This is a genomic window from Cyanobium sp. ATX-6F1 (assembly GCF_047395825.1).
Lineage (GTDB): Bacteria > Cyanobacteriota > Cyanobacteriia > PCC-6307 > Cyanobiaceae > ATX-6F1.
The window spans coordinates 209362-235306 of sequence record NZ_JBCEBF010000001.1 but is presented as its reverse complement, the minus strand read 5'-3'; the positions used below and the strand labels follow the sequence as shown (position 1 = coordinate 235306).

23 protein-coding genes, 3 tRNA genes and 10 pseudogenes are annotated in these 25945 nt (G+C 69.5%); 16 read left to right on the top strand and 20 right to left on the bottom strand.

Features of this window, described 5'->3' with window-relative positions; genetic code table 11:
- Positions 1-34: 34 nt before the first annotated feature.
- Positions 35-107: transfer RNA gene (locus tag AAF143_RS01470), tRNA-His, on the bottom strand.
- Here AAF143_RS01470 and AAF143_RS01465 point away from each other — a divergent pair.
- From AAF143_RS01465 to AAF143_RS01450, 4 genes and pseudogenes are all read left to right on the top strand, one after another.
- Positions 62-418: pseudogene (locus AAF143_RS01465) on the top strand (DUF4359 domain-containing protein); the annotation flags it as partial. The gene AAF143_RS01470 and the pseudogene AAF143_RS01465 sit on opposite strands and share 46 nt — an antisense overlap.
- The gene (locus tag AAF143_RS01460) at positions 312-587 is read left to right on the top strand and encodes a hypothetical protein (RefSeq protein WP_414026421.1); all 276 of its coding nucleotides are present in this window, start codon (positions 312-314) and stop codon (positions 585-587) included. The pseudogene AAF143_RS01465 and the gene AAF143_RS01460, both read left to right, overlap by 107 nt.
- Positions 588-927: 340 nt before the next feature.
- A complete protein-coding gene (locus AAF143_RS01455) occupies positions 928-1881 on the top strand; it encodes an amidohydrolase family protein (RefSeq protein ID WP_414026420.1) in 954 nt (317 codons plus the stop codon).
- Positions 1878-3246 (top strand): annotated as a pseudogene (locus tag AAF143_RS01450) (FAD-binding oxidoreductase). The gene AAF143_RS01455 and the pseudogene AAF143_RS01450 overlap by 4 nt, the downstream one beginning before the upstream one ends.
- A 32-nt stretch (positions 3247-3278) precedes the next feature.
- On the opposite strand, the gene AAF143_RS01445 reads toward AAF143_RS01450, so the two are convergent.
- From AAF143_RS01445 to murA, 6 genes and pseudogenes are all read right to left on the bottom strand, one after another.
- A complete protein-coding gene (locus AAF143_RS01445) occupies positions 3279-3755 on the bottom strand; it encodes a pentapeptide repeat-containing protein (protein ID WP_315859585.1) in 477 nt (158 codons plus the stop codon).
- A 38-nt stretch (positions 3756-3793) separates the two neighbouring features.
- Complete coding sequence (locus AAF143_RS01440; protein ID WP_414026419.1) at positions 3794-4612, bottom strand: bifunctional folylpolyglutamate synthase/dihydrofolate synthase; 819 nt, start codon at positions 4610-4612, stop codon at positions 3794-3796.
- A complete protein-coding gene (locus tag AAF143_RS01435) occupies positions 4609-5019 on the bottom strand; it encodes a hypothetical protein (RefSeq protein WP_414026418.1) in 411 nt (136 codons plus the stop codon). The genes AAF143_RS01440 and AAF143_RS01435 overlap by 4 nt, the downstream gene beginning before the upstream one ends.
- Positions 5020-5082: 63 nt before the next feature.
- Positions 5083-6306: an aspartate aminotransferase family protein gene (locus AAF143_RS01430; RefSeq protein WP_414026417.1), complete on the bottom strand. Its 1224-nt coding sequence runs from the start codon at positions 6304-6306 to the stop codon at positions 5083-5085.
- Positions 6282-6363: transfer RNA gene (locus tag AAF143_RS01425), tRNA-Leu, on the bottom strand. Before AAF143_RS01425 ends, AAF143_RS01430 begins: the two co-directional genes overlap by 25 nt.
- A gap of 46 nt (positions 6364-6409) precedes the next feature.
- Positions 6410-7707: pseudogene (murA, locus tag AAF143_RS01420) on the bottom strand (UDP-N-acetylglucosamine 1-carboxyvinyltransferase).
- A 185-nt stretch (positions 7708-7892) separates the two neighbouring features.
- Between murA and AAF143_RS01415 the strand changes: the two are divergent.
- The 5 genes and pseudogenes from AAF143_RS01415 to trpC all read left to right on the top strand — a co-directional run bounded on the left by AAF143_RS01415 (position 7893) and on the right by trpC (position 11533).
- A tRNA-Leu gene (locus tag AAF143_RS01415) sits at positions 7893-7976 on the top strand.
- Positions 7977-8027: 51 nt separating this feature from the next.
- Positions 8028-8276 (top strand): hypothetical protein, encoded by a 249-nt coding sequence (locus AAF143_RS01410; RefSeq protein WP_255005212.1) that lies wholly within the window; start codon positions 8028-8030, stop codon positions 8274-8276.
- 21 nt (positions 8277-8297) lie between these two features.
- On the top strand, positions 8298-9131 hold the full coding sequence (locus AAF143_RS01405; protein WP_255005211.1) for a TrmH family RNA methyltransferase: 834 nt from the start codon (positions 8298-8300) through the stop codon (positions 9129-9131).
- Positions 9132-9176: 45 nt separating this feature from the next.
- Positions 9177-10646: a dihydrolipoyl dehydrogenase gene (locus AAF143_RS01400; protein WP_255005210.1), complete on the top strand. Its 1470-nt coding sequence runs from the start codon at positions 9177-9179 to the stop codon at positions 10644-10646.
- A 3-nt stretch (positions 10647-10649) separates the two neighbouring features.
- Positions 10650-11533 (top strand): annotated as a pseudogene (trpC, locus tag AAF143_RS01395) (indole-3-glycerol phosphate synthase TrpC).
- A gap of 103 nt (positions 11534-11636) precedes the next feature.
- On the opposite strand, the pseudogene rpsD reads toward trpC, so the two are convergent.
- A pseudogene (gene rpsD, locus AAF143_RS01390) lies at positions 11637-12243 on the bottom strand (30S ribosomal protein S4).
- Positions 12244-12295: 52 nt separating this feature from the next.
- Between rpsD and yidD the strand changes: the two are divergent.
- The 4 genes and pseudogenes from yidD to aqpZ all read left to right on the top strand — a co-directional run bounded on the left by yidD (position 12296) and on the right by aqpZ (position 15331).
- Positions 12296-12593, top strand: a pseudogene (gene yidD / locus AAF143_RS01385) (membrane protein insertion efficiency factor YidD).
- Between the two features lie 11 nt (positions 12594-12604).
- Complete coding sequence (locus tag AAF143_RS01380) at positions 12605-13027, top strand: glutaredoxin family protein (protein ID WP_414026416.1); 423 nt, start codon at positions 12605-12607, stop codon at positions 13025-13027.
- Positions 12936-14494, top strand: a pseudogene (locus AAF143_RS01375) (UDP-N-acetylmuramoyl-L-alanyl-D-glutamate--2,6-diaminopimelate ligase). The gene AAF143_RS01380 and the pseudogene AAF143_RS01375 overlap by 92 nt, the downstream one beginning before the upstream one ends.
- 96 nt (positions 14495-14590) lie before the next feature.
- Positions 14591-15331, top strand: coding sequence for an aquaporin Z (gene aqpZ / locus AAF143_RS01370; RefSeq protein WP_255005200.1), 741 nt, complete (start codon positions 14591-14593; stop codon positions 15329-15331).
- Positions 15332-15379: 48 nt separating this feature from the next.
- On the opposite strand, the gene AAF143_RS01365 is transcribed toward aqpZ, so the two are convergent.
- The 12 genes and pseudogenes from AAF143_RS01365 to sppA all read right to left on the bottom strand — a co-directional run bounded on the left by AAF143_RS01365 (position 15380) and on the right by sppA (position 23791).
- Entirely contained in the window at positions 15380-15745 is a 366-nt protein-coding gene (locus AAF143_RS01365) for a hypothetical protein (protein ID WP_414026415.1), read from the bottom strand.
- Between the two features lie 171 nt (positions 15746-15916).
- A pseudogene (locus tag AAF143_RS01360) lies at positions 15917-17058 on the bottom strand (aminotransferase class V-fold PLP-dependent enzyme).
- A gap of 285 nt (positions 17059-17343) precedes the next feature.
- Complete coding sequence (locus AAF143_RS01355; RefSeq protein ID WP_254938519.1) at positions 17344-17505, bottom strand: hypothetical protein; 162 nt, start codon at positions 17503-17505, stop codon at positions 17344-17346.
- A gap of 120 nt (positions 17506-17625) precedes the next feature.
- On the bottom strand, positions 17626-19104 hold the full coding sequence (locus AAF143_RS01350) for an AAA family ATPase (RefSeq protein WP_255005197.1): 1479 nt from the start codon (positions 19102-19104) through the stop codon (positions 17626-17628).
- A gap of 6 nt (positions 19105-19110) precedes the next feature.
- Entirely contained in the window at positions 19111-19485 is a 375-nt protein-coding gene (locus AAF143_RS01345) for a YceD family protein (RefSeq protein ID WP_414026414.1), read from the bottom strand.
- A 139-nt stretch (positions 19486-19624) separates the two neighbouring features.
- Positions 19625-20764 (bottom strand): membrane protein insertase YidC, encoded by a 1140-nt coding sequence (yidC, locus tag AAF143_RS01340; protein WP_255005193.1) that lies wholly within the window; start codon positions 20762-20764, stop codon positions 19625-19627.
- Positions 20765-20837: 73 nt separating this feature from the next.
- Positions 20838-21146 carry a PH domain-containing protein gene (locus AAF143_RS01335; protein WP_414026413.1) on the bottom strand — a complete coding sequence of 103 codons (309 nt, stop codon included), beginning with the start codon at positions 21144-21146 and terminating at the stop codon, positions 20838-20840.
- A 121-nt stretch (positions 21147-21267) separates the two neighbouring features.
- A pseudogene (gene rnpA / locus AAF143_RS01330) lies at positions 21268-21656 on the bottom strand (ribonuclease P protein component).
- A gap of 37 nt (positions 21657-21693) precedes the next feature.
- Positions 21694-21831 carry a 50S ribosomal protein L34 gene (gene rpmH / locus AAF143_RS01325; RefSeq protein WP_006170261.1) on the bottom strand — a complete coding sequence of 46 codons (138 nt, stop codon included), beginning with the start codon at positions 21829-21831 and terminating at the stop codon, positions 21694-21696.
- A gap of 55 nt (positions 21832-21886) precedes the next feature.
- Positions 21887-22438: a DUF2808 domain-containing protein gene (locus AAF143_RS01320; RefSeq protein ID WP_414026412.1), complete on the bottom strand. Its 552-nt coding sequence runs from the start codon at positions 22436-22438 to the stop codon at positions 21887-21889.
- A gap of 164 nt (positions 22439-22602) precedes the next feature.
- A complete protein-coding gene (gene aroH, locus AAF143_RS01315; RefSeq protein WP_414026411.1) occupies positions 22603-23049 on the bottom strand; it encodes a chorismate mutase in 447 nt (148 codons plus the stop codon).
- Positions 22979-23791 (bottom strand): signal peptide peptidase SppA, encoded by an 813-nt coding sequence (gene sppA / locus AAF143_RS01310; RefSeq protein WP_255005184.1) that lies wholly within the window; start codon positions 23789-23791, stop codon positions 22979-22981. Before sppA ends, aroH begins: the two co-directional genes overlap by 71 nt.
- 52 nt (positions 23792-23843) lie before the next feature.
- On the opposite strand from sppA, the gene AAF143_RS01305 reads away from it, so the two are divergent.
- From AAF143_RS01305 to AAF143_RS01295, 3 genes and pseudogenes are all read left to right on the top strand, one after another.
- The gene (locus AAF143_RS01305; protein WP_414026410.1) at positions 23844-24485 is read left to right on the top strand and encodes a DMT family transporter; all 642 of its coding nucleotides are present in this window, start codon (positions 23844-23846) and stop codon (positions 24483-24485) included.
- Positions 24409-24729 (top strand): EamA family transporter, encoded by a 321-nt coding sequence (locus AAF143_RS01300; RefSeq protein WP_414026873.1) that lies wholly within the window; start codon positions 24409-24411, stop codon positions 24727-24729. Before AAF143_RS01305 ends, AAF143_RS01300 begins: the two co-directional genes overlap by 77 nt.
- A 51-nt stretch (positions 24730-24780) precedes the next feature.
- Positions 24781-25873: pseudogene (locus AAF143_RS01295) on the top strand (glycosyltransferase).
- Positions 25874-25945: the final 72 nt, after the last annotated feature.

Below are 25945 nucleotides of genomic sequence, written 5' to 3'. Positions count from 1 at the left end.
AGGGACGAAGCCGAAGGGGAGCGAAGAGAAAAAGGGCGAGCGAGGGGAATTGAACCCCCGAATGGCGGAATCACAATCCGCTGCCTTAACCACTTGGCTACGCCCGCCGTGGGCTGCGCGATCCTATCAACCTGACTCCTCTGTTCCCTTGCCGTTGAGCCCCCCGCCCACCACCTCGACCCGGCGAGCGCGGACCCTGTTGCTGGGTGGCGGAGCGGCGCTGGCCGCTGGCGCGGCGCTGGTGTTCAGCAATCCCACCCCCGCCGAGTTCGAGCTCTACGCAGGGGAGCGGCTGGTGGACCTGACCACCCGTGAGATCTGCGGCGACGACGGTCTGCCGATGCTGCTCGGCCTGCTGGTGCAGAACTGCCCGGAGCTGGTGCACGGCCAGCGCAAGCTGCTGGGCTCCTTGGCGGCTGCGAACACCCGTCGTTTCAACGCTGGCCTGTTCAGCCTCTACAACACCGATGTGGGGGCAGGAGGTATTGCCCTGGCTGCATCTGCCCCGTTACCACGTCACCACCCTGGCGGGGGCCGGCCAGTTCCTGCAGCTGGAGGCCATCAGCCGCCCGGTGGAGCGGAAGTGAGTCGCTCGGGCCCTCCGCTGCCGCCCCTGCTCCTGCCGCGGGCGTTGCTTGATCCCCTCTGGCTCGCCTGTCCCAGGGCCGATGGCGAGGGCCTGGTGGCGGTGCAGCTGCGCGTGGCCGAGGGACGCATCAGCGCCCTGGAGCCCCATGAGCCCCAGGGCGGCGCGCCGCTCCCCCTGGCCCTGACCCCGCCGGTGGAGCCCCACGCCCACCTCGACAAGGCCTTCAGCTGGTCGGAGCATCCCAACCAAGCCGGCACCGTGGCGGGAGCCCTGGCGGCCAACGGCCAGGAGCACCTCAGCCGCACGCGTGAGCGGGTGCTGGAGAGGGGGAGCGGGCCTTGGGGCTGGCCTGGGCCTCGGGGCTGCGGGCCGTGCGCAGCCACATCGACAGCCTTGGTCCTGCGGCGGCGGTCAGCTGGGAGGCCTTGCTGGAGCTGCGCCAACGCTGGCAGGGGCGAATCGAGTTGCAGTTGGTGGCCCTGGTGCCGATCGACCACTGGCAGGCGCCCGAGGGGGCGGCCCTGGCGCGGCGGGTGGCGGATGCCGCTGGGCTGCTGGGGGGCGTGCTGGGGCCGGGGTTTGTGGCGCCCCAGGCGGCAGAGGCGGGGCTGCTTGCCCTGTTGCGCCTGGCGGAAGGGCTGGGTTGCGGCGTGGATCTGCATGTGGATGAGGCCGACGTCCAGCCCGGGGTGGGCGTCTCCCTGGTGAGCCGCCTGGTGCGCCGGCACGGGTTCGGGGTGCCCCTGGCCTGCAGCCACAGCAGCAGCCTGGGCCTGCTGAGCGCGCCGGCCCTGGAACGGCTGGCGGAGGCGATGGCGGCGGCGGGCCTGGGGGTCGTGGCCCTGCCGCTCACCAACCTCTGGCTGCTGGGTCGACGCGGCGAGGCCACCCCCAGCCGCCGGCCCCTGGCCCCGATCCGGCAGTTGCAGCGGGCCGGGGTGACCGTGGCAGTCGGCGGCGACAACGTCCAGGACCCCTGGTATCCCGGCGGCGCCTTTGATCCGATCGAACTGCTGCGCCAGTCGTTGGCGGCGGCCCAGCTGGCCCCCTGGCAGCGGCTGGGGCTGGCGCCGTTCACGACGGCGGCCGCCCGGCTCCTGGGCCTGGCCTGGGATGGGGTGCTGCGGGTGGGGGCCCCCGCCGATCTGGTGGTGCTCTCGGCCGGCTCCTGGGGTGAGCTGCTGGCCCGACCGCCCCAACGGCGGGTGCTGCGCGCCGGTCAGTGGCTGGCGCCGGAACCGACCGACTCCCCGTTTCTGGCGGGGTTGTCACCGCAACCCCAGGGCCCATGACCCGCCCGGCCCACGAGTCGCCCGCTCCGGCCAGCGCCGAGCGGCTCGAGGCGCTGGTCGCCGATCTCAGCGGCCTCGATCTGGTGCGCGCGGGCCTCGAATTGGAACGCCTCTCCAGCGACTACTTCGATTACTCACCGCTGTTGCATCGCCAGCTCCAGGGACGGCTGGCCCAGTTGGTGGTGCGGGCTCAATCCGTCGATGACGTGCTTCGGGTGGCGGCGGCCTGCGCCCGCCACGAGGTGGCGCTGACGCCGCGGGGGCGGGCACCGGCAACTACGGCCAGTGCGTGCCCTTGGCCGGTGGCGTGGTGCTGGATCTCAGTGGGCTGAACCGGTTGCGGGGTTTCGATCCGGCCAGCGGCATCGTCACCGCCGAAGCGGGCTGCCTGCTGGCGAGCCTCGACCGCCAGCTGGAGCCCCACGGCCGGGCCCTGCGGCTGGCCCCCAGCACCTACCGGAGCGCCACCCTCGGCGGCTTCATCGCCGGGGGCTCCGGCGGCATCGGCTCGATCCGCTGGGGCTTCCTGCGTGATCCGGGCCATCTGCTGGGCCTGGAGGTGGTCACGCTGGAGCGGGAACCCAGGTTGCTGCAGCTCGATGCCTCCGCCAGCCGGGCGCTCAACCACGCCTACGGCACCAACGGCCTGCTCACCGCCCTCACCCTGGCGACCACCGAAGCGGTGGACTGGCGGCAACTGGTGCTGGAGTTCGAGCACTGGGACGCCGCCCTGGAGGCGGCCCGCGCCCTGCCGGCCGCGGCCCTGCTGCTCAATGCCCTCTGCCTGCTGGAGGCGCCCCTGGCCAGGCGGCTTCCCAGCCCGGCGGGCTGCCCGCCGGCCGCCGGCCACCGGCTGCTGCTGCTGGCGGCCCCCGATGCCCTGCCGGTGCTGGAGCCCTGGGTGCCCCAGCTGGGGGACGGATCGTCTGGCAGGCCCCCCAGGCGGGTGCCAGGGGGCTGCCGCTGCGGGAGCTGAGCTGGAACCACACCACCCTGCACCTGCGCGCCCAGGATCCCGGTTGGACCTACCTGCAACTCCTTTTGCCCCAGCCTGAGGGCCCAGCGATCGCGGCCCTGCGCCGGCGTTGGGGCGACGACCTGCTCTGGCACCTCGAAGCGGTGCGTCAGCAGGGGGTGGCGCGGCTGGCGGCGCTGCCGTTGGTGCGCTGGAGCGGGGATGGACCCCTTGCGGAGCTGATCGCCCAGGTGAAGGAGCTGGGGGGCGTGCTGTTCAATCCCCACGTGCTCACCGTCGAGGATGGCGGCCTGGGGGTGATCGACGCCGACCAGGTGGCCGCCAAGGCGGCCCATGACCCCAGGGGTCTGCTCAACCCCGGCAAGCTGCGGGGCTGGCTGGAGCGCTGAAGTGGCATGGGAGCCGCACGGGCCAGCTCAACTCAGCCGCAATCGAGGCTGAGGCGGGTGTCGGCGCCGGTGATCGGGTTGGTGCCCTGGGCGCGCCGGCAGAGGCTGCGCTGGTCGTTGCGGTCCAGCAGGGCGCCGCTGAAATCGGCCCCGTCGATGCGGGCCTGGCTGAAGCTGCTGCCGCTGGCGATCACGCCTGTGAGCACGGCTCCGGTGAGGTTGGTGCCACTGAAATCGGTGCGGTCCATCAGGGCATCGGAGAGGTCAGCGCCGCTGAAATCGGATTCGGCGAAGTTGGCCTGGGTGAGGATCGCGCCCTGCAGCTGGGCACCGGCGAAGTTGGCACCGCGGGCCACCGCCCCGGCAAAGGAGCTGCCCGCCAGTTCCTGGCCGTGGAAATCGGCGCCGTTCTGGCTGGTGAGCGTGAAATCGACGGCGAACGCGGGGGCGGCCCTCCAGGGACCGGGGGCGCCCAGCACCAGAGCCAGCAGCAGCGACCCCAGCGCCATCAAACGCCAGCAGCGACCGGCGATCCCCCACCGAGGCATCAAAACGGATGGCATGGCGGGGACGGCGTCTCACCCTGGTCTAGGTCCGCCGCGGCCAGCAGGTCGCCCAGCAGGTAGAGGGAGCCGGCCACGATCACCGGGCGCGTGGGGCTCTCTCGCGAGCCGGTGGCGTCCGTGAGGGCGGCCTCGAGATCTCCGGCGCCCCTGAGCCGGCCCGCCAGTGCGGGGCAAGCGGCCGCCAGCTCCTCGGCCCCCCAGCTGCTGTGGCCGCTCACCGGCACGATCCAGGCCCGATCCTGGTGGGCGAGCAGGGTTTCGAGCATCTCCGGCGCCTGCTTGTTGGCCAAGATCCCGAGCACCCAGTGGATCGACCCGTCGCCGAGCCGATCCCGCTCGGCTCGCAGGGCAACGGCAGCGGGTGGATTGTGCGCCCCATCAAGGATCAGGGGTTGGCCGCGCCAGCGGACGCGCTGCAGGCGCCCCGGCCAGCGGGCCTCGCTGAAGCCACGGCGGATCGCCTGATCCGGGATCGCCCAGCCCAGCTCGCGCAAGGCCTCGATCAGCCCGAGGGCCACGGCCGCATTGGTGCGCTGCACCGACCCCGCCAGGCCGCTGCACCAACGCAATTCCCTGGCCACCAACTCCTCGCCCTGTTGCTGCAGGGGTTCGCGCCATTGCATTTGGCAGCCCTGTCGCACGGCCTGGGCCTCCAGCACCGCCCGCACCGCCGCCGTCTGGGGGCCGCTCACCACCCGGGCGCCCGGGTGCAGCACCCCGGCTTTTTCCGTGGCGATGCTGGCCAGGTCAGGGCCGAGGAATTCCCTGTGATCGAGGCCGATCGAGGCCAGGCCGATCACGTCGCGGCGGGGGTGGACGGTGGTGGCATCCAGTCGCCCCCCAGGCCCACCTCCAGCACGGCGATCGTCACCCCCGCGCCCGCGAAGGCCACAAACGCCGCCGCCGTGATCAGCTCGAACGGGGTCAGATCGTGGCGGCGGGCCAGCGGTTGCAGCTCCAGGAGCCGGCGCCGCAGCTCACCTTCGGTGATCGGCTCGGCCCCCAGCCGGATGCGCTCGCACCAGCTCAGCAGGTGGGGAGAGGTGTAGAGCCCGCAGGAGTGGCCCGCCGCCAGCAGGGCGGCGTGCACCAGGGTGCAGATGGAGCCCTTGCCGTTGGTGCCGGCCACCTGCACGGCCATGAACCGGCGTTCGGGGTGGCCCAGTTCGGCCAGGGCACCCTGCAGGCGCTCCAGACCCAGGTCCACCCCCGGCGCTGGAAGGGTTCGATCAGATCCGCCAACGGATCAACGCGGCTGGCGCTCACCCGCTCAGCCGGCGGCGGTGAGCTGGATCAGGGTCGTCTCAAAGCGCTTCACCGCTTGCTTGAGTTCCCGGGGGCGGATCACCAGGGGCGGTACGAAACGCACCACATTCGGGCCCGCCGGCACCAGCAGCAGGCCGTGATCGATCGCCGCCTTGACCAGCTCAGGAGCACTGGGGGCTCCGGGTTGGAGCACCAGGCCCTGGATCAGCCCCCAGCCCCGCACCGACTCCAACTGGTCTGGATGGCGCCGGACCAGGTCTTCGAGCCCCTGCCGCAACTTGGCGCCGACGGCCGCCACATGGGCCACCAGATCGCGTCGCTCCAGTTCGTGCACCACGGTGAGGGCGGCGCGGCAGGCGAAGGGATTGCCGCCGAAGGTGCTGGCATGTTCCCCGGGTTTGAACAGATCAGCCTTGGCGGTGGTCACTAGGGCGCCGATCACGAAGCCGCCCCCCAGACCCTTGGCCAGGGTGAAGGCATCGGGGCGCACCCCCAGGCGCTCATAGCCCCAGAGCTTGCCGCTGCGGCCTACCCCCACCTGCACCTCATCGAAGATCAGCAGGATGTTGCGCTGGTCGCAGAGTTCGCGCACCCGGGCAAAAAAGGCGGGATCGCCGGGATTGACCCCACCCTCCCCCTGCAGGGGCTCGATCAGCACCGCCGCCACCCTCGGGCCTTCGGCCTCGGTTTCTTCCAGCAGCGCTTCGAAGGCGGCGGTGTCGTTGTAGGGGAAGAAACGGAAGCCCTCCACCAGGGGCTCAAAGCCGTGGTGGTACTTCGGCTGGCCCGTGGCGCTCACCGCCGCCAGGGTGCGGCCATGGAAGCTGGCCTGGGCCGTGAGGATCACCGGCCGCTCGATGCCGCGCTGCTGGTGGCCATGCTTGCGGGCCAGTTTGATGGCGGCCTCGTTGGCTTCGGCGCCGGAATTGCAGAAGAACACCCGCTCACCGATGCTGTGGTCGGTGATCCAGCGGGCCAGCTCCTCCTGCTCGGGGATCCTGTAGAGGTTGGAAACATGCTGCAGCCGGCCCAGCTGCCTGCTCAGGGCCTTGCGCAGGGCCCGGTCGCTGTGCCCCAGGGTGCAGGTGGCGATGCCTGCCACGCAGTCGAGGTAGCTGCGGCCGTGGCTGTCCTTCACCCAGACGCCCTTGCCCTTCACCAGCTCCAGATCGAAGCGGCTGTAGGTGTCCATCACGGCCGAGATGGGAGCGGTGGGACTCGAACCCACATGCCCGAAGGCGCTCGATTTTGAGTCGAGTCCGTCTACCAATTCCGGCACGCTCCCGCCCTTCGACTGTAGGTGAGGGCCTTCGCTGGCTTCGTGCCGCGCTTCAGCCGCCGTGGCGACGAATCGAGGCTCCGACGGCGTTCAGCTTGCCCTCGAAGTCGGCGTAACCCCGATCGAGATACTCCAGCCCCTGCACCCGTGTGATCCCCTCTGCCGCCAGACCCGCCAGCACCATGGCGGCGGAGGCCCGCAGGTCGCTGCCCTGCACGGGCGCACCGCTGAGGCGGTGGACCCCTTCGATGAAGGCGGTGTTGCCCTGCATGCGGATCGCGGCCCCCATGCGCTGCAGTTCAGCCACGTGCTGCAGGCGGTTCTCGAAGATGTTCTCGGTGATCACGCTGGTGCCCTTGGCGGTGGCCAGCAGGCTCATGAACGGGGCCTGCAGGTCGGTGGGGAAACCGGGGAAGGGCTGGGTGCGCAGGTCGACGGCGTTGATGGTCTCGGCCGAGATGGTCATGGCGGTGCCATCGGCTTCGAGCAGGGCGCCCGCCTCTTCGAGCTTGGTGAGCACGGCGCCCAGGTGCTCGGGGATCACCGGCGACACCCGCAGGGTCGAGCGGGTGATGGCGGCGGCCAGCAGGAAGGTGCCGGCTTCAATGCGGTCGGGGATCACGGCGTAGTCGGCACCGTGCAGGCGATCAACCCCGACGATGGTGATGCTTGGGGTGCCGGCGCCACGGATGCGGGCGCCCATGGCGATCAGCAGACCGGCCAGATCGACGACCTCAGGCTCGAGGGCGGCGTTCTCGATCACCGTCTCGCCGTCGGCCAGCACCGCGGCCATCATCAGGGTCTCGGTGGCGCCGACGCTGGGGCAGTCCATGTGAATGCGGCCGCCGCTGAGCCGGTGGCCGCGGCCCGGGACCACCGCCGAGACCACCCCGTGCTCGATCGTGACCTGGGCACCGAGGGCCTTGAGCCCTTTGACATGCTCCACCACGGGACGGGTGCCGATCTGGCAGCCACCGGGCAGGGGAACCCGGGCGACGCCGAGGCGGGCCAGCAGGGGGCCGATGCAGAAGAAACTGGCCCGCAGGCTGTTCACCAGTTCATAGGGCGGCGCCGATTTGTTCAGCGTGCGGCCGTCCATTTCGATCCAGTCGCCCCCCGGCGCACACCCACCCCAAGGGCGGCGAGGATCTCGCCCATGGCGGCGATGTCGGTGAGCGGAGGCACGTTGCGCAGTCGCAGGCCGTCTTCGCTCAGCAGGCAGGCCGCCATCAGCACCAGAGCGGAATTCTTGGCGCCACTGACGCGAAGATCCCCACTGAGACGGCGGCCGCCGGAGATTTCGAGTTGGGGTGTCACCAGGCTCTGGGACGGAACGGCCGTCAGGGTCATGACTTAAGCGGTTCCGCTTTTTGTGCCGACATCTTGACAATGATTCGCTGCACCGTCTAGAGGTCCGCCGCTGGAACTGTCTTGTCCCCCAGTCCTCCACTGCCATGGGACAAGTTCCGGCCATGGAGGGTGTGGGCGCCAGGCGGTGTTTTATGGTGGCCAGGTCGCCATCGCGACGAACGCCCGCGGATGTGGCGGAATTGGTAGACGCGCTAGTTTCAGGTACTAGTGGCAGCAATGTCGTGGGAGTTCAAGTCTCCCCATCCGCACTTCACTCTTCTCGGCTCTTCTCGCTTCATCACCTCAGCTGAGCCCTCCACATGATCGTGCTGAAGATCACCAACGCCTCTGAAGTGGTGGCATCGAAACTTGGAAAGTTTCTCGGAAGCCTTAGCCCCGAAAGCCTCGATGATTCGATGATGGAAGACATCCTGGTTAAAAAATTGGTCGAAAACCTCTCCCAGGAGGGTCTCAAGGGTGAGGTGGCCTCCGTGAACGGTCTCGACCTCGCTGACACCAAGCTGGTGCTCGGTGACAAGCTCCATGTACGCCGTCATCAGTTGTTCTGAGCCTCGGCCGCGGCAGGCCCGATGAGCGCTGGTCGGACCCTGCCCGAGCTGATCAGCAGCCGTCGCCATCCGCTGGTGGCCCGTTTTCGTGCCCTCCATGGCGCCCGTGGCCGGCGGGAGCAGGGTCTGGTGCTGCTGGAGGGCACCCATCTGCTCGAGGAGGTGATGGCGCGGCAGTTGCGCCCTGAGCTGGTGCTGGCCACGGAAGCCTGGCTTGAACGCCACGGGCCCCTGGTGCGGGCCCTTCCTTTGGATGTTGCGCTGCAGCCTGTGGGGGAGTCGCTGCTGGCGGCGGTCGCCACCACCGAGCACCCCGATGGGGTCGTGCTCAGCCTGCCCCTGATCGAACCGGGGCCGGCCCCACAGCTCGATCTGGTGCTGGCGCTCGATCGCCTCCAGGATCCCGGCAACCTGGGCACCTTGATGCGCACGGCCCTGGCGGCCGGTGTCGACGAGCTCTGGCTGGCGGCGGGGGCGGATCCCTGGCAGCCCAAGGTGCTGCGGGCCTCCGCCGGTGCGGCCCTGGCCCTGCCCCTGCGCCGCCTGGAGGGGACGGCGGCCCTGTTGGAGCGGCTGATCGCCGCCCGGGACCAGGGGTTGCAGGTGGTGGCCACGGTGGTGCGCGGCGGCCTGCCCTACTGGCAGCTGGATTGGTGTCAGCCCACGGTGTTGCTGCTGGGCAACGAGGGGGCGGGGCTGGCTCCGGAGCTGCTGGAGTGCTGCACTCAGCGGATCAGCATTCCCCACAGCCCCCAGGTGGAATCGCTGAACGTGGCCGTGGCGGCGGCTCCGCTGCTGCTGGAGCGCAGCCGCCAGCGCTTCGCTTCAGGGGGCGAGGGCCCGGGGACGGACTGAGGGGGCTGCGGCGGGGGAGAATGCCACCTCAGTTGCCTCCGGCCGGTGTCTGACGCAAGCGCGCCTTTCGACTTCGATGTGATCGTGATCGGCGCCGGCTACGGCGGCTTCGATGCGGCCAAACACGCCGCCGACCACGGCCTGCGCACGGCGATCATCGAATCCCGCGACATGGGCGGCACCTGCGTGAACCGCGGCTGCGTGCCCTCGAAGGCCCTGCTGGCGGCCAGCGGCCGGGTGCGGGAACTGGCCGACGCCGAGCACCTTCGCGCCTTCGGTATTCACGCCGCCCCGGTGCGTTTCGAGCGCCAGGCGATCGCCGACCACGCCGCCCAGCTGGTGGCCGCGATCCGCGCCAACCTCACCAAAACCCTGGAGCGCTCCGGGGCCACGATCCTGCGGGGCAAGGGCCGGCTGGAGGGGCCCCAGAAGGTGGGGGTGCGCCAGAGCAATGGCGTCGATCGGATCTACTCGGCCCGGGAGGTGATCATCGCCACGGGCTCCGATCCGTTCGTGCCCCCCGGCATCGAAACCGACGGCCGCACCGTGTTCACCAGTGACGAGGCGATCGAACTGGCCTCGCTGCCGCGCTGGATCGCGATCATCGGCAGCGGCTACATCGGCCTGGAGTTTGCTGATGTTTACACGGCGTTGGGCTGTGAGGTCACCTTGATCGAGGCGCTCGATCGGGTGATGCCCACCTTTGATCCCGACATCGCCAAGCTGGCGGCCCGCAAGCTGATCGAGGGCCGCGACATCGAGACGCGCACCGGTCTGCTGGCCCGCAAGGTCACCCCCGGCAGCCCCGTGCGCATCGAGCTGGCCGACATGGCCAGCAAGGAGTTGGTGGAGGTGCTGGAGGTGGATGCGGTGCTGGTGGCCACCGGCCGGGTGCCCACCAGCAAGGAACTCAACCTGGGGAGCGTTGGCGTCGAGACCAACCGCGGCTTCATCCCCGTCGATGACAGCCTGCGGGTGCTGCTGAACGGGGAGCCGGTGCCCCACCTCTGGGCCGTGGGCGATGTGACCGGCAAGCTGATGCTGGCCCACACCGCCGCCGCCCAGGGCACCGTGGCGGTGGACAACATCCTGGGCCACCCCCGCACGATCGATTACCGCTCGATCCCTGCGGCCACCTTCACCCATCCGGAGATCAGCTCGGTGGGGCTGAGCGAAGCCGATGCCAAGGACCTGGCTGTCGCCGGCGGCTTCGAGCTGGGGGTGGTGCGCAGCTACTTCAAGGCCAACACCAAGGCCCTGGCTGAACTGGAGAGCGATGGAATGATGAAGCTGCTGTTCAACAAGGCCAGCGGCGAGGTGCTCGGCGCCCACATCTACGGCCTCCATGCGGCTGATCTGATCCAGGAGATCGCCAACGCCGTCGCCCGCCGCCAGAGCGTGCTGCAGCTGGCCACCGAGGTGCACACCCACCCGACCCTCAGCGAGCTGGTGGAGGTGGCCTACAAGCAGGCGGCTTCAGCGGTGAGCGCCGCCCGTCAGCCCGTGGGGGTCTGAGCGATGGAGATCCGTCGTCGCCCCCCGAACCCGCCGGTGAAGGTGGCCCACCTCCAGTTCGGCATCCGCCATCCGGAGGCGGAACCGCGCCACATCCTCGAGGAGATCGTCTGGGCCAAGGACAGGGAGGTGGACGCGTCCCGTGAACGGGTTCCCTTGGCGGAACTCAAGAAGCAGGTGGCGCTCCTGCCTGCGCCCAGGGATTTTGTGGCCGCCCTGCGTGCCAGCTGCCGCAAACCGGCGGTGATCGCCGAAATCAAGAAGGCGAGCCCGAGCAAGGGGGTGATCCGCGAGGCCTTCGACCCGGAGGCGATCGCCCGGGGCTACGCCGCCGGTGGGGCCAGCTGCCTGTCGGTGCTCACCGATAAGGCCTTCTTCCAGGGGGCTTCGAGGTGCTGGTGGCGGTGCGCCAGCAGGTGGACCTGCCACTGCTCTGCAAGGACTTCATCCTCTCGCCCTATCAACTGTTCCAGGCCAGGGCGGCCGGGGCCGACGCCGCCCTGCTGATCGCCGCGATCCTGAGCGATCAGGATCTGGCCTATCTGCTCAAGGTGGCCAGGAGCCTGGGCCTGGCCGCGCTGGTGGAGGTGCACGACGGCGCCGAACTGGAGCGGGTGCTGGGGCTCGAGGGGGTGAACCTGATCGGCATCAACAACCGCGACCTGGCCACGTTCCACACCGATCTGGCCGTCACCGAAACGCTGATGGCGACCTACGGCGAGCGGGTGCGCCGCAGCGGGGCCCTGCTGGTGAGCGAATCGGGCCTGCTCAACCGCGGCGATCTGGACCGGGTGGTGAGCGCAGGTGCGGACGCGGTGCTGGTGGGAGAAGCGCTGATGCGGCAGCCGGACGTGACGGCCGCCCTGGAGACCTTGATCGGCGGCTGAGTGGGCTGGGTGGGCCACGCCTTGGGCGTTGGGCCCATGAAAAACCCCGGCTCTGGCCGGGGTTGGACTCCCGGCCAGAGCCAGGAGATAAGAGGAAACGAATTCAGACCTTGCGGGAGTAAAACTCGACCACCAGCAGTTCGTTGATCTCCAGGGCCACCCACTCGCGCTCGATCTTGCCGTTGACCTTGGCGGTCAGCTTGGCCTTGTCGAGTTCGAGGTTGGGGGGATGTTGGCCAGGCCGGGGAACTCCAGGTTCCCTTCGGCGAGCCTCTTGCTGGCCTTGCGTTCCCGGATGACGATCACATCGCCGGCCTTGCACTGATAGCTGGGGATGTCGACGACGCGGCCGTTGACGCTTACGTGGCCGTGGTTCACCAGTTGGCGGGAGCCGGGGACGGTGGGACCGAAACCAAGGCGGAAACAGACATTATCGAGCCTGTTTTCCAAAAGTTTGAGCAGGTTGGTTCCGGTGGAACCTTCCTGGGCACGGGCTTTCTTGACGTAGCGAACCAGCTGACGTTCGGAAATCCCGTAGTTGAAACGAAGCTTCTGCTTCTCTTCGAGGCGGATGGCGTATTCGGAGCGCTTGCGACGGGCTTGGCCGTGCTGACCGGGGGATAAGCCCGCTTGGCGGACTTACGGGTGAGACCGGGAAGGTCTCCCAAGCGCCGCGTGATCCTCAGGCGAGGGCCGCGGTATCGAGACATTGAGGAAGGAAATCAAAGGTTGAACGATGTGGCGTGGCCCAGGTTCGGGAGCATGCTGGAGGGAAGGCCCTCGGCAACTCTCCGCTTGGAACGCCAGCCAACGATCCTATCCGCTGGCCTGGCGGCCGTTTCGACGGCACTGGCCAGCCTGCTGCTGGCCTTGATCGGTGGCTATCGCCGCTGGATTTCCCCGCTGCTCGGACCGCGCTGCCGCTTCATCCCCAGCTGCAGCGCCTACGGCCTCGAGGCGATCGGCCGCCATGGTCCCTGGCGGGGGGCTGGCTCACCCTGCGGCGGCTGCTGCGCTGCCACCCCTTCACCCCTGCGGCTGCGATCCCGTTCCCGATTGAGCCCCCTGTCGATGCATGAAGCCCCTTACCGGCTCTACACCCGCTCCGACTGCTGCCTCTGCCAGGGCCTGGAGGAGCGCCTGTCGGCCCTTGATCCGGCGCCGGAACTGGTGCTGATCGACGTGGACACCGACCCGGAACTCCAGGCGCGCTACGGGCTGGAGGTGCCGGTGCTGGCGGTTCGGCAGGGGGCGGCTGGCGCGAACTGCCGCGGGTGTCGCCGCGGCTGGCGGGGATGGACTGCGGGAATGGTTGCGGAAGAACAGCGTTACGCTCCCGCCCGCTTAAAAGGCCCCGCCCCTGCGTCCGGTGATTGGTCCGGATGCCGCGACCCCACCACCCATGAGCCCCTTGCTTCATCCACTGCTGCAGTCGGTCGGCCTGGACGTGCCCGAAGGGCTGGTCAATGGGGAGGTGGAGGCCCTGAGCTGTGACTCCCGCCGGGTGGGCCCCGGCACCCTGTTCGTGGGCCTTCCGGGCCAGAGCGTCGATGGGGGCAGCTTCTGGCCGGCGGCCCTGGCGGCGGGGGCCGTGGCGGCGGTGATCAGCCCGGCGGCGGCGGCGCTGGCGCCGCCCTCCCCAGCCGATGCGGTGCTGGTGGCCCCGGCGCCCCTGGCCCCCTGGCGGGGCGGCTGGCGGCGGCGTTCTGGGATCACCCCAGCCGCCAGCTGGCCCTGATCGGGGTCACCGGCACCAATGGCAAGACCACCATCACCCACCTGATCGAGCATCTGGCGGCGGCCTGCGGCCGCCCCAGCGCCCTGTTCGGCACCCTGGTGAACCGCTGGCCGGGCCATGGCGAGACGGCCAGCCACACCACCGCCTTCGCTGATCAGCTCCAGGCCCAGCTGGCGGCGGCGGTGGCGGCGGGCGCCCGGGTCGGGGCGATGGAGGTGAGCTCCCACGCCCTTGACCAGGGCCGGGTGGCCGGTTGTGACTTCGCCGGGGCTGTGTTCAGCAACCTCACCCAGGACCACCTCGACTACCACCTCTCGATGGAGGCCTACTTCGAGGCCAAGGCCCTGCTGTTTGCCCCGCCCCTGCTGGCCGGCGGCGAAGGGGCCAGGGCGGTGGTCAACGTGGACGACCCCTGGGGGCGGCAGCTCGCCGAGCGGCTCGGTGGGCTCTGCTGGCGCAGTTCGCTGCTGGCCACTGAGTCCGCTGAGGCAGAGCTGCGGGTGAAGGATCTTGCCTTCGGCTCCAGTGGTGTGAGCGGCTTGTTGATCACTCCACTCGGTCAGGGGCGCTTCGACTCACCGCTGCTCGGGCGTTTCAACCTGATGAACCTGCTCCAGGCGGTGGGAGCGCTGCTGCAGCAGGGTCTGCCCCTGGAGACGCTGTTGGCGGCCATCGGCCGCTTCGGCGGCGTGCCTGGGCGCATGGAGCGGGTGAGCACCAGGCACGACGCCACTGGACCCGGCTCAACTGGTTCCGGCACGACGGCGGCGGCGCCCACCGTGCTGGTGGACTACGCCCACACCCCCGATGGCCTGGAGAACGCCCTCAAGGCCGCTCGGCCGTTTGCCGCCGGGCGCTTGATCTGTGTGTTCGGCTGCGGCGGCGACCGCGACCGCGGCAAGCGGCCCCAGATGGGCGCGATCGCCGCCGCCCTGGCGGATCGGGTGGTCGTCACCTCCGACAACCCGCGCACCGAGGACCCCCAGCGGATCCTCGACGATGTGGTGGCGGGCATCCCGGCCGGCACCGATCTGCTGGTGGAGGGGGACCGGGCGACGGCGATTGCTACCACCGTGGCCCAGGCCAACGCCAACGATCTGGTGTTGATCGCCGGCAAGGGCCACGAGGACTATCAGATTCTCGGCACCACCCGCATTCACTTCGACGACCGCGAACAGGCGGAGATGGCGTTGCGCAGCCGTGCCGCCAGCGCCCCGGCTTGAACTCTGTCTTCCGATCCACACCCTGGCCGGTGCCACAGGGAGGCCAGCGCGTCTGCACGTAACTTTGCAGCGTTGAAGCGATCTTTTTCTGCGTCCATGGCTGCTGCTGTCCCCCTCTCGAGAAAGTTCCTGGCCGAACTGATCGGCACCTTCTGGCTTGTGTTCGGCGGCTGCGGCAGTGCCGTGCTGGCGGCGGTGTTCCCCTACGCCCAGGCCGACAACAACCCCCTGGGCCTCGGCTTCCTGGGCGTGTCACTGGCCTTCGGACTCACCCTGCTGACGATGGCCTACACGATCGGCCATGTCTCGGGCTGCCACATCAACCCGGCCGTGAGCTTCGGTCTCTGGGCCAGCGGTCGTTTTCCGGGCTCCCACCTGCTCACCTACATCGTCGCCCAGGTGCTCGGCGGAGTGATCGCCGGTGGGCTGCTGTTCGCCATCGCCAGCGGCCGCGCCGGCTTCCAGCTCACGGGCAGCAACCCCCTGGCCACCAACGGCTTCGGGGCCCATTCGCCTGGGGGCTATGGGCTGCTGCCTGCCTTGATCATCGAGGTGGTGCTGACGTTCATCTTCCTGCTGGTGATCCTCGGCACCACTCACAAAGACGCCATCAAAGACCTGGCGGGTGTGCCGATCGGCCTTTCGCTCGTGCTGATTCACCTGATCAGCATCCCGATCACCAACACCTCAGTGAATCCCGCCCGCAGCACCGGCGTGGCCCTGTGGGTGGGCGGTGATGCGGTGGGTCAGCTGTGGCTGTTCTGGCTGGCGCCGATCGTGGGCGCCCTGCTGGCCGGTTGGGTGCATCGGAACCTGCTGGAGGGCCGCGGCGACTGAAACGGCCGCGGGCTCTTCTCACCGTATGGGGAAGAAGATGTTGGCTGCTCAGGCCAACTCATTCCCTTCCTTCGAGCGCAGGAAGACATAACTGCCAGCAGCTAACACCAAGGGCAACAGCAGGCCCCAGAGGCGCCCAAGGGTAGGGGAGCCCAGCAGGGGCGAGTCTTTGGCGGCGGCGTAGGGCGACGACTTCTTGCTCCCTGGGGCTTTGGTGCCACCGATCGGACCTGCCAGGGGAACGGGTGCATCGCTGCCGGCGTCATCGGTGGCGGCGGCATAGGGGGACTGCTTCTCGCTGCCCGCGGCCTGCGTGCCCGCACCGGGGCCGCCAGCGGGGCCGGCAGCGAGGTCTGTGCCGGCAACGACCGGAGCCACGCAGATCAGGGCCAGAACCCCGGCGGCCAGGGTCAACCTGAGTGGATGGCGCGACGACCTGAAAAACGTTGGCATCGATTCACTCCAGCGGGGTGTCAAGGGAAGTCCTGAAGCACCTGGAAAAAATCTAAGCAAAGCCTCCAGAATCAGCCGCGATCGCCACAGGTTGTTTCATGACCCAGCCGGCGCTGATCCATTGCAGGCCGCTCAGAGACTGGCGAGGGCCTCCAGCAGCTGATCCACTTCCGCTTCGGTGGTGGTGACATGGGTGCAGGCCCGCAGGCAGGCGGGCTGATCGAGGCTGCGGATCCACAGCCCCCGCTCCCCCAGGGTCTTGACCACAGCGGCGGGGTCATCGCCCCGCAGGCGGAAACTCACCAGCCCTGCTGTGGGAGGGATGGCCAGCACGGGCTCCACACCCGGCAGATCGTTTAACCCCCGCCAGAGGCGGCCGCTGCGCTCGGTGATCAGTTCCAGGCGCTGCGCCACCGGGCCCACCTGCTCCAGCAGCTCCAGGGAGCGCAGCAGACCGGCGAACAGAGGCACACAGGAGGTGGCCACCTCGAAGCGGCGGCCATCGCGGTGCCAGCCGCTGTGCTCGTCGGTTTCCTGGCGCAGGTTGCGCCAGCCGATCAGGGTGGGCTGGGCCTGCTCCAGCACGCGTTCGGAGAGGGCGACGCCCCCGAGCCCCTCGGGTCCGCAGGCCCACTTGTGGCCGGTGAAGGCGTAGATGTCGGCGGCATTGGCGGCCGGGCCGATCGCCAGGCTGCCGAAGGACTGGGCCGCATCCACCAGCAGCCAGGGGCGCCTGGGGTGGGCGGCCAGGCGCTCGGCCACCGCCGCCATCGGCATTTCGACGCCCGTGTTCCAGAGTAGGTGGGAGAGCACCACCAGGCGAGTGTTGGGGGTGAGGGAGCGTTCCAGGGCCTCCAGGGCCGCTGCCGGAGCACTGGCCCCCTCGGCCCCCACCAGCGCCTTGACGCCAAAGCTCCCCAGCTGGAGCCCCTGGCGCCGGGCCAGCTCAGCGCAGGCGGCCACCACCCCGTGGTGCTCGCAGTCGCTGATCAGGATCTGATCGCCTGGCTCCCAGGGCAGGCCCCAGAGGGGCAGCACGCAGCCACTGCTGACGTTTTCCGTGAGCGCCAGGCGGTGGGGGTGCACGCCGCAGGCGGCCGAGAGGGTGCGGCGCAGCCTGGAGGTGAGCGTCTCCAGCCAGGGCCAGACCGCGCTGGTGAACGGCCCCAGCTCCTGAATGGTGGCGAAGGCCTCGTTGATCGCCTCAAGCGAGGGGTGGGCAAGGGGCCCTGGCCGCCGTAGTTGAAGTAGGTCTTGTTCGCCAGGGCGGGCATCAGCGCCCGCAGCTGATCTGGGGTCAGGGCCCTGTGCTGCTCCGCGCTCAAGGCTGACCTGCTGACATCCGCCAAGGTTGGCACCACCCGGCGCAGGGAAAGGCCAGACGGTGCAGGCGGCGAGGCAAGTGGCAGCCCTGTTGGTGATTCAGCGGTCTTGAGTAAGAGCGGGGTTGAGCTCAGCTGAGGGCAGCTTTTACTCCCGTCAGGCAGGAGGAGCCAGGGAAAATCTGCTCGCTCGCAAGAACGAGGCCTCCATCAGGGCAGGCAGGCGGACCCCTTGGCTCAGAGCACCTGACCCACCATCACTGCCGCCACAGCTGAAAACAGCGTGATCCCCAGGGCGGTGAGCGGGTTCTGACCTTGGGCCACCGCAAAGCTGGTGATCACTCCGGCCCCAATGCAGGCCACGGTCAGCTGCATGGCGATGGAAGGACGTGTCTCCAAGGGATCACCGATCGGGTGCGCTGAAGCTAAGGGCCGTGGCCCGCTGCGCCAGGACCTCCCCCGCTCTTCGTTACCCAGCGTTGGTTTTCGTTACGCCGCGCAATCTGGCCGGTGTCGTCTTCAGCAATGGAGTGAGGCAGGCCGGGCCCGGCCGCCGCTGGCCCATTGCTTGAGCGCCGCCAGCTGTTCCTTGGCGGTGCGGGCCAGGGGCACAAGCTGGGCCGCCGCCACGATCAGGTCGGCCTCGCCAAACTCCCGGCCCTCGCTGAAGGCCAGATGCATCGCCTCCACCACCGTCTGCTCCAGCTCCGCGCCGGAGAAGCCTTCGCTCCTGTCCACCACCACCTCCAGCGGGATGCCATGGGCGGGGCGGCGGCGGCGCAGCTGCAGATCGAGGATCGCCCGTCGCTCGGTGGCATCCGGCAGGTCGAGCAGGAAGATCTCGTCGAAGCGACCCTTGCGCATCAGCTCCCCCGGCAGGTTCTCTACCCCGTTGGCGGTCGCCACCACGAACACCGCTGAGGCCTTCTCCGCCATCCAGGTGAGCAGGCTGGCCAGCACCCGCTGGCTGGTGCCGCCATCGCTGCGGCCATCACCCCCGAAGCCCTTGTCGATCTCGTCGATCCAGAGCACGCAGGGGGCCATGGCCTCGGCCCGTTGAATCATGTCGCGGGTGCGCGCTTCGCTGGCCCCCACCAGCCCGGCGAACAGCCGGCCCACATCCAGCCTCAGAAGCGGCATCCCCCAGCCGTGGGCGATCGCCTTGGCGGTGAGCGACTTGCCCGTGCCCTGGGGGCCCACCAGCAGCACTCCCCGGGGCAGGGGCAGGCCGTAGCGCTGGGCTTCGTCGCTGAAGGCCTGGTGGCGGCGCTCCAGCCATTGCTTGAGGGCGTCGTGGCCGCCAATGTCGGCGGGGCTGGCGTCGCTGGGGCAGTACTCGAGCAGTTCGCTGCGGGCGACGGCCTGGCGTTTTTCCTCGAGGATCTCGGCCAGATCATCGCTGCTCAGGCGGCCGCGGCGGGCCAGGCCCCGGGCCGCCACCTGGCGGATGCGCTGCTCGCTCAGGCCGCTGCAGCTGTGGGTCAGCTGCTCCAGTTCGCCGGCCTCCAGGGGCTGGCCGCTGGCCTGGGCGATGCTGAGCAGCAGCGCACGGATCGCATCGGCCTCCGGCAGGGGCAGATCCAGCAGCGTGACGCACTCCTCCAGGTCCCGGGGCAGCTGCCACTCGGCAGCGGTGATCACCACGGTGAGCGGGTGCTGGCGCAGGCTGACGAACAGGTTGCGCAGCTTGCGGCAGACGGCGCCGTCCTCGCAGTAGCGGTGGAAGTCGTGCAGCACCAGGATCGCCCCCTGCTCACCGCCGAGGCCCTCGAGGCACTCCAGGGCCGCCAGGGGGTTGCGGGCGGCCTCGCCGTCGCGGTTGGGGAGGCCGCGCAGGCCGTGGATGAAATCCCAGCGCAGCAGCAGGCGCTGGCCCAGCCGCCGGGCCCCCTCCCCCAGCAGGGTGGCGATGCGCTCCTCCTCAGGGCTGCGGATCCAGAGGATCGGCGTGCGGGCGCGGATCAGCAGATCCAGGTGGTCCGACCAGGCCTGGCCCATGGTGCCTCAGGGCAACTGCAGGAGTCGGAGTGCCGCCCAGCGCGGGTCGCCGCAGGGCTCCGCGGCCTCGCTGGCCGTGGGCTCCGGGCGCTCCTTGGGCAGGTCAGGGCCTGGGCAGTCGAGGCCGCAGTCGTTGCGCAGGGGCAGTTGCAGGTGCAGCTGCTCAAACAGCCAGCGGGCCGGATCGAAGCTGCCGCGGGGATCGAGGGTTTCGCAGGGCGCCTCGGGATCGAGCTCCAGCACCTCAGGGCACTCCACCTCGGCTTCGCTCAACCAGATCAGCTCGTTGCTGTCGCTCCTGAGCGGATGGTTGTAATGCTGCAGGCAGCGGTCGCAGCAAAGGGTGACGATTGTTTCAGCCCGGCCACGCACCTCGAGCACGGTGCCGCGATGGACGGCCTCCAGCTCCCCCGCACCGGGGTGAGGCTGGCCAGATCGTCCAGGGGTTGGTCCACGGTCCAGCGGCGGCCGTCCGCCAGGAGCCTGAGCTCCTGCAGGGGCACCGGCAGGAGCGCGCCGCTCACTTCTTGCCCTTGGGCTCAAAGGGAAGACGCCCGCCCTCAGTGCTGCCCCCTGCCGTGACGGCCACGGCCTGCTGGGCGATCTGCTGGTCGAGAATCGTCTGCAGATTGTCCGGCAGGGCCTCACGGGTGAGCAGGAAGGTCTGCAGGGCCTGGAAGATGTTGGCCACCACCATGTAGAGCAGCACCCCGGCCGGCAGGGGGAAGAACAGGAACATCCCCGTGATCATCACCGGGGTGATCTTGTTGGCGGTGGCCTGCTGGGGGTTGGCCGGCATGCCCATGCCCGAGAGCAGCTGAGAGGCCAGCAGGCTCAGGCCGAAGCCCGCCACCAGGATGGCGATGTCCCAGTTGATCGCTCCATCGGTGTAGAAGCCCACCTGGCCGAGGGCCTTGATGAACAGGAAACCGCTTCGGGCCGCGAGGCCGGGAATGCTGGCCTCCACGGTGGCATCGCCGGGGGCCAGGGCCTCGATCGTGCCGTCGCCGCTGACCCGCACCACCTCCTCGCCCTTGCTCACCTTCCAACTGGGCCTGAAGGCGTCACCGTTGTCGATCCCGGCCAGCAGGGAGCTGAAGGCTTCACCTTCTTTGGTTTCGATCTTCACCTGCTGGCGTTCACCCACCCCGAGCTTGGTGCCGGTCGGCAGGCTGGCGATCACCGGCACGTGCCTGGTCTCGGTGATGAAGATCGAGTGGCTGGCGCTGGCGAAGGGCTTGGTCTCCAGCGCTGCGATCTCCTCGGCGGGCACCACCTTGAGGTTGAGGGTGTAGGGCACATCCGCAAACGGTGAGCCGCGCAGGGTGGCGAAGAGAGCGAACAGGATCGGCATCTGCACCAGCAGAGGCAGACAGCCCGCCAGGGGGCTGCCGAACTCCTTCATCAGCTTGCCCAGTTCCTCCTGCTGCTTCTGGGGGTCGGAGGCGTAGCGACTCTTGATTTCCGCCTGGCGCTTCTGCATCACCGGCTGGGCGATGCGCATGCGCCGGGCACTGCGGATCGAGCCGGCACTCAGGGGGAACAGGGCCAGCCGGATCACCACGGTCAGGGCAATGATCGCCAGCCCGTAGCTGGGCACCAATCCATAGAAGAAATCGAGGATCGGGAGCAGCAGATTGTCGGAGATGTAGCCGATCACGGCGTCGGGGTCTCAGAGGACAGGTTCGATGGGGACAGTGTGCATGAGCACAGGCCGGTGTTGACGGGCGGGCTCAGGCGCTGGCGGCCTGGGGGTTGCCGAAACCGTTGGCGGCCGCTGGGGTGCGTGCCGCGATCTGCTCGTTGATGTAGGCCTCCGCCTCGCGGAAGCGGGGCATGGCGCGCATCTCCAGCCGGGCGCCGTCGCTCAGCACCAACACCATGTCGCCCCAGAAGCCAAAACCGCGCGGAATCGAGCGCACCTCCTTGATCTGGCCGTAGGCCACCTGGCTGCGGTCACGGCCCATCCAGCCACCCGTGACCGACACCCGGCGGCTGGTGATCCGAAAGCGCAGCCAGAGGGCCCGGATGATCGCTCCCACCGTGAACGGGAGGCCGATCAGGGTGAGCCCGAATAGGAGGTTGAAGATCAGGTCACCCCGGGCGGGCCCCCTTCGTAGAACAGGGTTTCGGAGCTGGTCAGGGGTGTGCTGGTGTCGGGGGTCATGGGCGCAGTCCAGCTTTCTGCAGAAGCATGGAACATTCTCCCAGCAGATCGTCGTCCGGCACCTCGGCGCTCCCTGGCTTCAGGCTCAGCAGGATCCACTGGGCCGGCTGCTCGGGCGCCTGGGCATGGCAGAACAGCCGCAGGTGGTCGTGGAACAGACGCCGCAGGCGGTTGCGCTGCACCGAGCGCTTGCTCACCTTGGTGCTGATCACCACCGCGCAGCGGCAGGGGCTGGGGGCCTGCCGGCGCAGTTCGCTCCTGAGCAGCTCATCACGGGCCGCCATGGTGCGTAGCACCATCCATTGGCCGTGGTGGCGCACCCCTGCTGGTAGAGGTGATCGAACACGAAACGGCCCCTCAGCCGATGTTCCCTAGGCAGGACCATGGCTGCGGGGCCGTTGGGTGAAACCGGTTCAGACCGTTCAGACCGCCAGGCGGGCCCTGCCGCGGCGGCGGCGGGTGCGGATCACGCGACGGCCGGTGTGGCTGCGCATGCGCACGCGAAAGCCCGAGACCCGCTTGCGCTTACGGCTGGTTCCTTCGAGGGTCCGCTTGGTCATGGCTCAGGCTCTGCTGCTATTTCGTCTTGATCGATCAACCTATCAGTCGGCGCCGTCAGTTCGAGGGATCGATCTGGATAATCCAGCTGCCCAGGTAGCCGGACATCGGCACGTCACCGGGAGCCTGGGCGAGGGCATTGAACTGGTACATGCCGATGTTGAAGGGGTTGAACAGGTTGATGTAGACCCCGATGGTCTTGTCATCCGGGACAGGCGTGTTGGGGAAGATCTCGATCGCCCGGCCACCCTTGGGGATCTCCACCACGGCAGGAATCTCCTGCAAGCAACGGGTGCGGGAGAGCATGCCACCTTCCTTCATGACGCAGAGTTTGACGTCCTTGGGATCGATCTTCACATCAAAGCTTTCGGGGATGGTGATGCTCAGTTTGAGGATGGCGGTCTTGCGGTCCTTCGGTTTGAGGATCAGGTAATACTCCGAACGCTTCAGCCGCGTGGTGTCGGTGACGAAGTAGTAGAGCTTGCGGTAATCCCGGTTGTTGTCCCAGCGGAACTCCAGCAGGCTGGGGGTGCCCTGGGCCCGGGCCGGGGCGGGCGCGGCGCCCTCCAGCAGGGCCGTGCCACCGGCCACCGTCAGACCCCCCAACACGGTGGCACCGGCGGCGGCGGCGGCGATGGCCAGGGGCGCCGCAGGACGGCAAACGGAGAGGTCATGGTGGTGAGGAGAGGCGGGCGCCGAGGCGGCGCGCCAACGACTGGATTCTGGTCAGCATGGGGGACCCGCAGCTCCCCAGGTGGGCGGCAGGCGAGCTGTCAGTTGTGACCAGATCGGTCTGGTCGCAGCAGGGCTGCCCCTCGCAGGTAGGGGTGGACCACCGGCTGGTCGCGCTCCATCCAGGCGTGGGCCAGCAGCCGGATGCAGCGGGGCAGGTCGCCGGCCACGGCCATCTGCTGGCAGTCCAGCAGGGCGACGGCGTCCCAGCCGGCCCGCTGCCGGGCCACCGCCGCGGGAAAGCAGGCATCCAGATCCGTCGTGCAGCTGAAGGTGACCGAGAGCACGCGCTCTGCCTGCAGTTGGTTGCGCTCGATCAGGTCGCTGATCAGTTCCGCCACCGCCTCGGCGATCGCTTCGGCGCTGTTGGCGCTGGCGGTGGTGGCCCCCGCAGGGCCCGCAGGGCCAGGGTCTCGCTCATGGGCGGTAGAGCCAGAGGGGTTGGCCGCCCCAGGCCAGCTCCAGGCTGAGGGCCGCCCGCAGCTCACCCCAGAGGGCCCGGCCCGGGATCAGGCTCCCCAGGCCCTTGCGCGGATGGCCGAAGCTCACCGGCCGGGTTTTCTCCTCATCGAGATCGGCCAGCCGGGCCGCCAGCCGCCGGGCCGCATCCTCATCACCCAGCTCGTCCACCAGGCCCAGCTCCCTGGCCTGGGCACCGCTGAACACGCGCCCGTCGGCGAAGCCCCGCACCACCTCCTCGCTGAGGCTGCGGCCCTCGGCCACGGCCGTGACGAACTGGCCGTAGCTCGAATCGATCAGGGCCTGCAGCAGCTCCCGCTCCCCCTCGGTGAGGGCCCGATCGGGGGAAAGGATGTCCTTGTAGAGGCCGCTCTTTACCGTCTCGAAGCTGATGCCGACGCGCTCCAGCAGCTTCGAGAGGTTGTTGCCCCGCAGGATCACGCCGATCGAGCCGGTGATCGTGCCCGGGTTGGCGACGATCCGATCCGCCGCCACCCCCACATAGACGCCGCCGGAGGCGGAGATGTTGCCGAAGCTGGCCACCACCTTGCAGCCCTTGGAGCGCAGGCGCATCAGGGCGGCATGGATCTCCTGGCTGTCGCCGACGGTGCCCCCGGGGCTGTCGATCCGGAGCAGCAGGGCGGGGAATTCGCGTTCCTCCACCTGCCGCAGGGCCTTGAGCACCCGCTCCCGGGTGGCGCCGGCGATCGCTCCTTCGATGGCAATCCGGGCCAGCTTGCGGCGGGACTTGCGGCGCCAGGGCCAGGACATGAAACGCGGTGCAGAGTCGCTGGATCTTAAAAGGGGTTCTGCAGCCTGCCCGATGCCCTTTTTGCCGCGCTGGCTCCTGATGCTGCTGCCCTTCGCGCTCTGGGGCACGGCGATGGCGGCAATGAAACCTCTGCTGGTGGGCGCCGGTCCGCTCACCCTGGCCTGGATGCGCCTGGTGCCCGCCGGCCTGCTGGTGCTGCTGGCCGCTGCCCTGTTGGGCCGCTCCCTGCGCGTCGAGCGCCGGGACCTGGGCTGGCTGCTGCTGTTTGCCGCCGTCGACGCCACCTTGTTCCAGGCGCTGCTGGCCGTGGGCCTGGGCCAGACCGGTGCCGGCCTGGGGTCGGTGTTGATCGATTCCCAACCCCTGGTGGTGGCGCTGCTGGCCCGCAGCCTGTTCGCTGAGGCGATCAATCCCGTGGGCTGGCTCGGCCTGCTGCTGGGGGTGCTGGGCATCGTCTGCCTGGGACTCCCGGCGCCGCTGTTGCAGCACTGGTGGCTGGAAGCCCCCTCCAGCCTCGGGGCCCGGGCCTGGAGCCACGGCGAACTGTGGATGCTGGGGGCGGCCCTGGCCATGGCCTTCGGCACCGTGATCAGCCGCTACGCCTGCCGTTCCAGCGATCCTGTGGCGATCACCGGTTGGCACATGCTGCTGGGGGTGTGCCCCTGCTGCTCGCTTCGGCTCTGGCCCCGCTGATCTGGAGCGGCGCCCCCCCTTCTGGCCCCAGTGGAGCGCCCAGGACTGGGGCCTGATGGCCTACGCCAGCGTCTTCGGCAGCGCCCTGGCCTATGGCCTGTTCTTCACATTCGCCAGCCGCGGGGACCTCACCGGCTTCAGCTCCCTCACCTTCCTCACCCCCTGTTCGCCCTGGTGTGCGGCCAGCTACTGCTGGCGGAGGAGCTCAGGCCCCTGCAGTGGCTCGGGGCGGTGGTGGCCCTGATCTCCGTGCTGTTGATCAACCGGCGCCAGCAACTCTGGGAGGGCCCAGGCGATGGGGGCTGAGGCGCTGCGGCTGCTGGTGGTCAGCACCCCGGTCGGGGCCCTCGGCAGCGGCAGGGGCGGCGGGGTGGAGCTCACCCTGGCCAGCCTGGTGGCGGGCCTGCTGGAGCGCGGCCACCACCTCACCGTGCTGGCGGCCGATGGGTCGCGGCTGCCCGCAGGCTGCGAGCGCGCTCGCCTCTGGAGCTGCCCCGGAGTGGACCAGCCCAGCTGGCAGCACCAGCGCCGGGACTCCCCCGTCGTGATGCCCGCGCAGGCCCTGCTGCCGCGGCTGTGGCAGCGGGCCGTGGGGTCGCAAGCCGGCTTCGATGCCCTGATCAACCTGGCCTACGACTGGCTGCCGTTCTGGCTGACGCCCCAGCTGCACACCCCCTGCTGCACCTGGTGAGCATGGGCTCGGTGGCGGAGGTGATGGATGCGGTGATCGCCGATGTGGCCCGCTGGGATCAACGCCGGCTGGCGTTTCACACCCGGGCCCAGGCCGACGATTTCGAGCTCAGCGAAGCGCCGGTGCTGGTGGGCAACGGCTTCGATCTGGAGGCCTACGGTTTCTGCGCCGCGCCCGAGCCCCTGCTGGGCTGGGTGGGGCGGATCGCCCCGGAGAAGGGGCTCGAGGACGCGGCCAGGGCGGCAGCCCTGCTGGGGCGGCGTCTGGCGGTGTGGGGGCTCGTGGAGGATCCCGCCTACGCCGCCGCCGTGGAGGCCGCGGTGCCCGCCGGCACCGTCGACTGGCGAGGGTTCCTGCCCACCTCCGAGCTCCAGGCCGAGCTGGGCCGCTGCGCGGCGCTGCTCAACACCCCGAAGTGGAACGAGGCCTTCGGCAATGTGGTGGTGGAGGCGATGGCCTGCGGCGTGCCCGTGGTGGCCTACCGCCGCGGCGGCCCTGGGGAGCTGGTGCAGCCCGGGATCAATGGGCTGCTGGTCCCCCCGACGACGTGCCCGCCCTGGCGGCGGCGGTGGCCGACGCCGAGGGACTCGATCGCCAGTCCTGCCGGGCCTGGGTGGAGCGCACCTGCTCGAGGGCCGCCTTCGCGGAGCGCCTGGAGCGCTGGCTGCTGAGCGCCCTGGGGCGGTCGCCTGCTTGACAGCCATCTGGGAATAAGTTCGTTTGCCGTGTTTCGCGCCGCGTGATTCCAGAGCGTCCTTCCCGCCTGAGC

Excerpts from the sequence above, each read along its gene's own strand:
- AAF143_RS01445 (WP_315859585.1), bottom strand. The coding sequence starts at position 3,755 with ATGGCGCTGGGGTCGCTGCTGCTGGCTCTGGTGCTGGGCGCCCCCGGT.
- AAF143_RS01410 (WP_255005212.1), top strand. The coding sequence starts at position 8,028 with ATGATCGTGCTGAAGATCACCAACGCCTCTGAAGTGGTGGCATCGAAA.
- AAF143_RS01405 (WP_255005211.1), top strand. The coding sequence starts at position 8,298 with ATGAGCGCTGGTCGGACCCTGCCCGAGCTGATCAGCAGCCGTCGCCAT.
- AAF143_RS01380 (WP_414026416.1), top strand. The coding sequence starts at position 12,605 with ATGCATGAAGCCCCTTACCGGCTCTACACCCGCTCCGACTGCTGCCTC.
- aqpZ (WP_255005200.1), top strand. The coding sequence starts at position 14,591 with ATGGCTGCTGCTGTCCCCCTCTCGAGAAAGTTCCTGGCCGAACTGATC.
- AAF143_RS01350 (WP_255005197.1), bottom strand. The coding sequence starts at position 19,104 with ATGGGCCAGGCCTGGTCGGACCACCTGGATCTGCTGATCCGCGCCCGC.
- rpmH (WP_006170261.1), bottom strand. The coding sequence starts at position 21,831 with ATGACCAAGCGGACCCTCGAAGGAACCAGCCGTAAGCGCAAGCGGGTC.
- sppA (WP_255005184.1), bottom strand. The coding sequence starts at position 23,791 with ATGTCCTGGCCCTGGCGCCGCAAGTCCCGCCGCAAGCTGGCCCGGATT.
- AAF143_RS01305 (WP_414026410.1), top strand. The coding sequence starts at position 23,844 with ATGCCCTTTTTGCCGCGCTGGCTCCTGATGCTGCTGCCCTTCGCGCTC.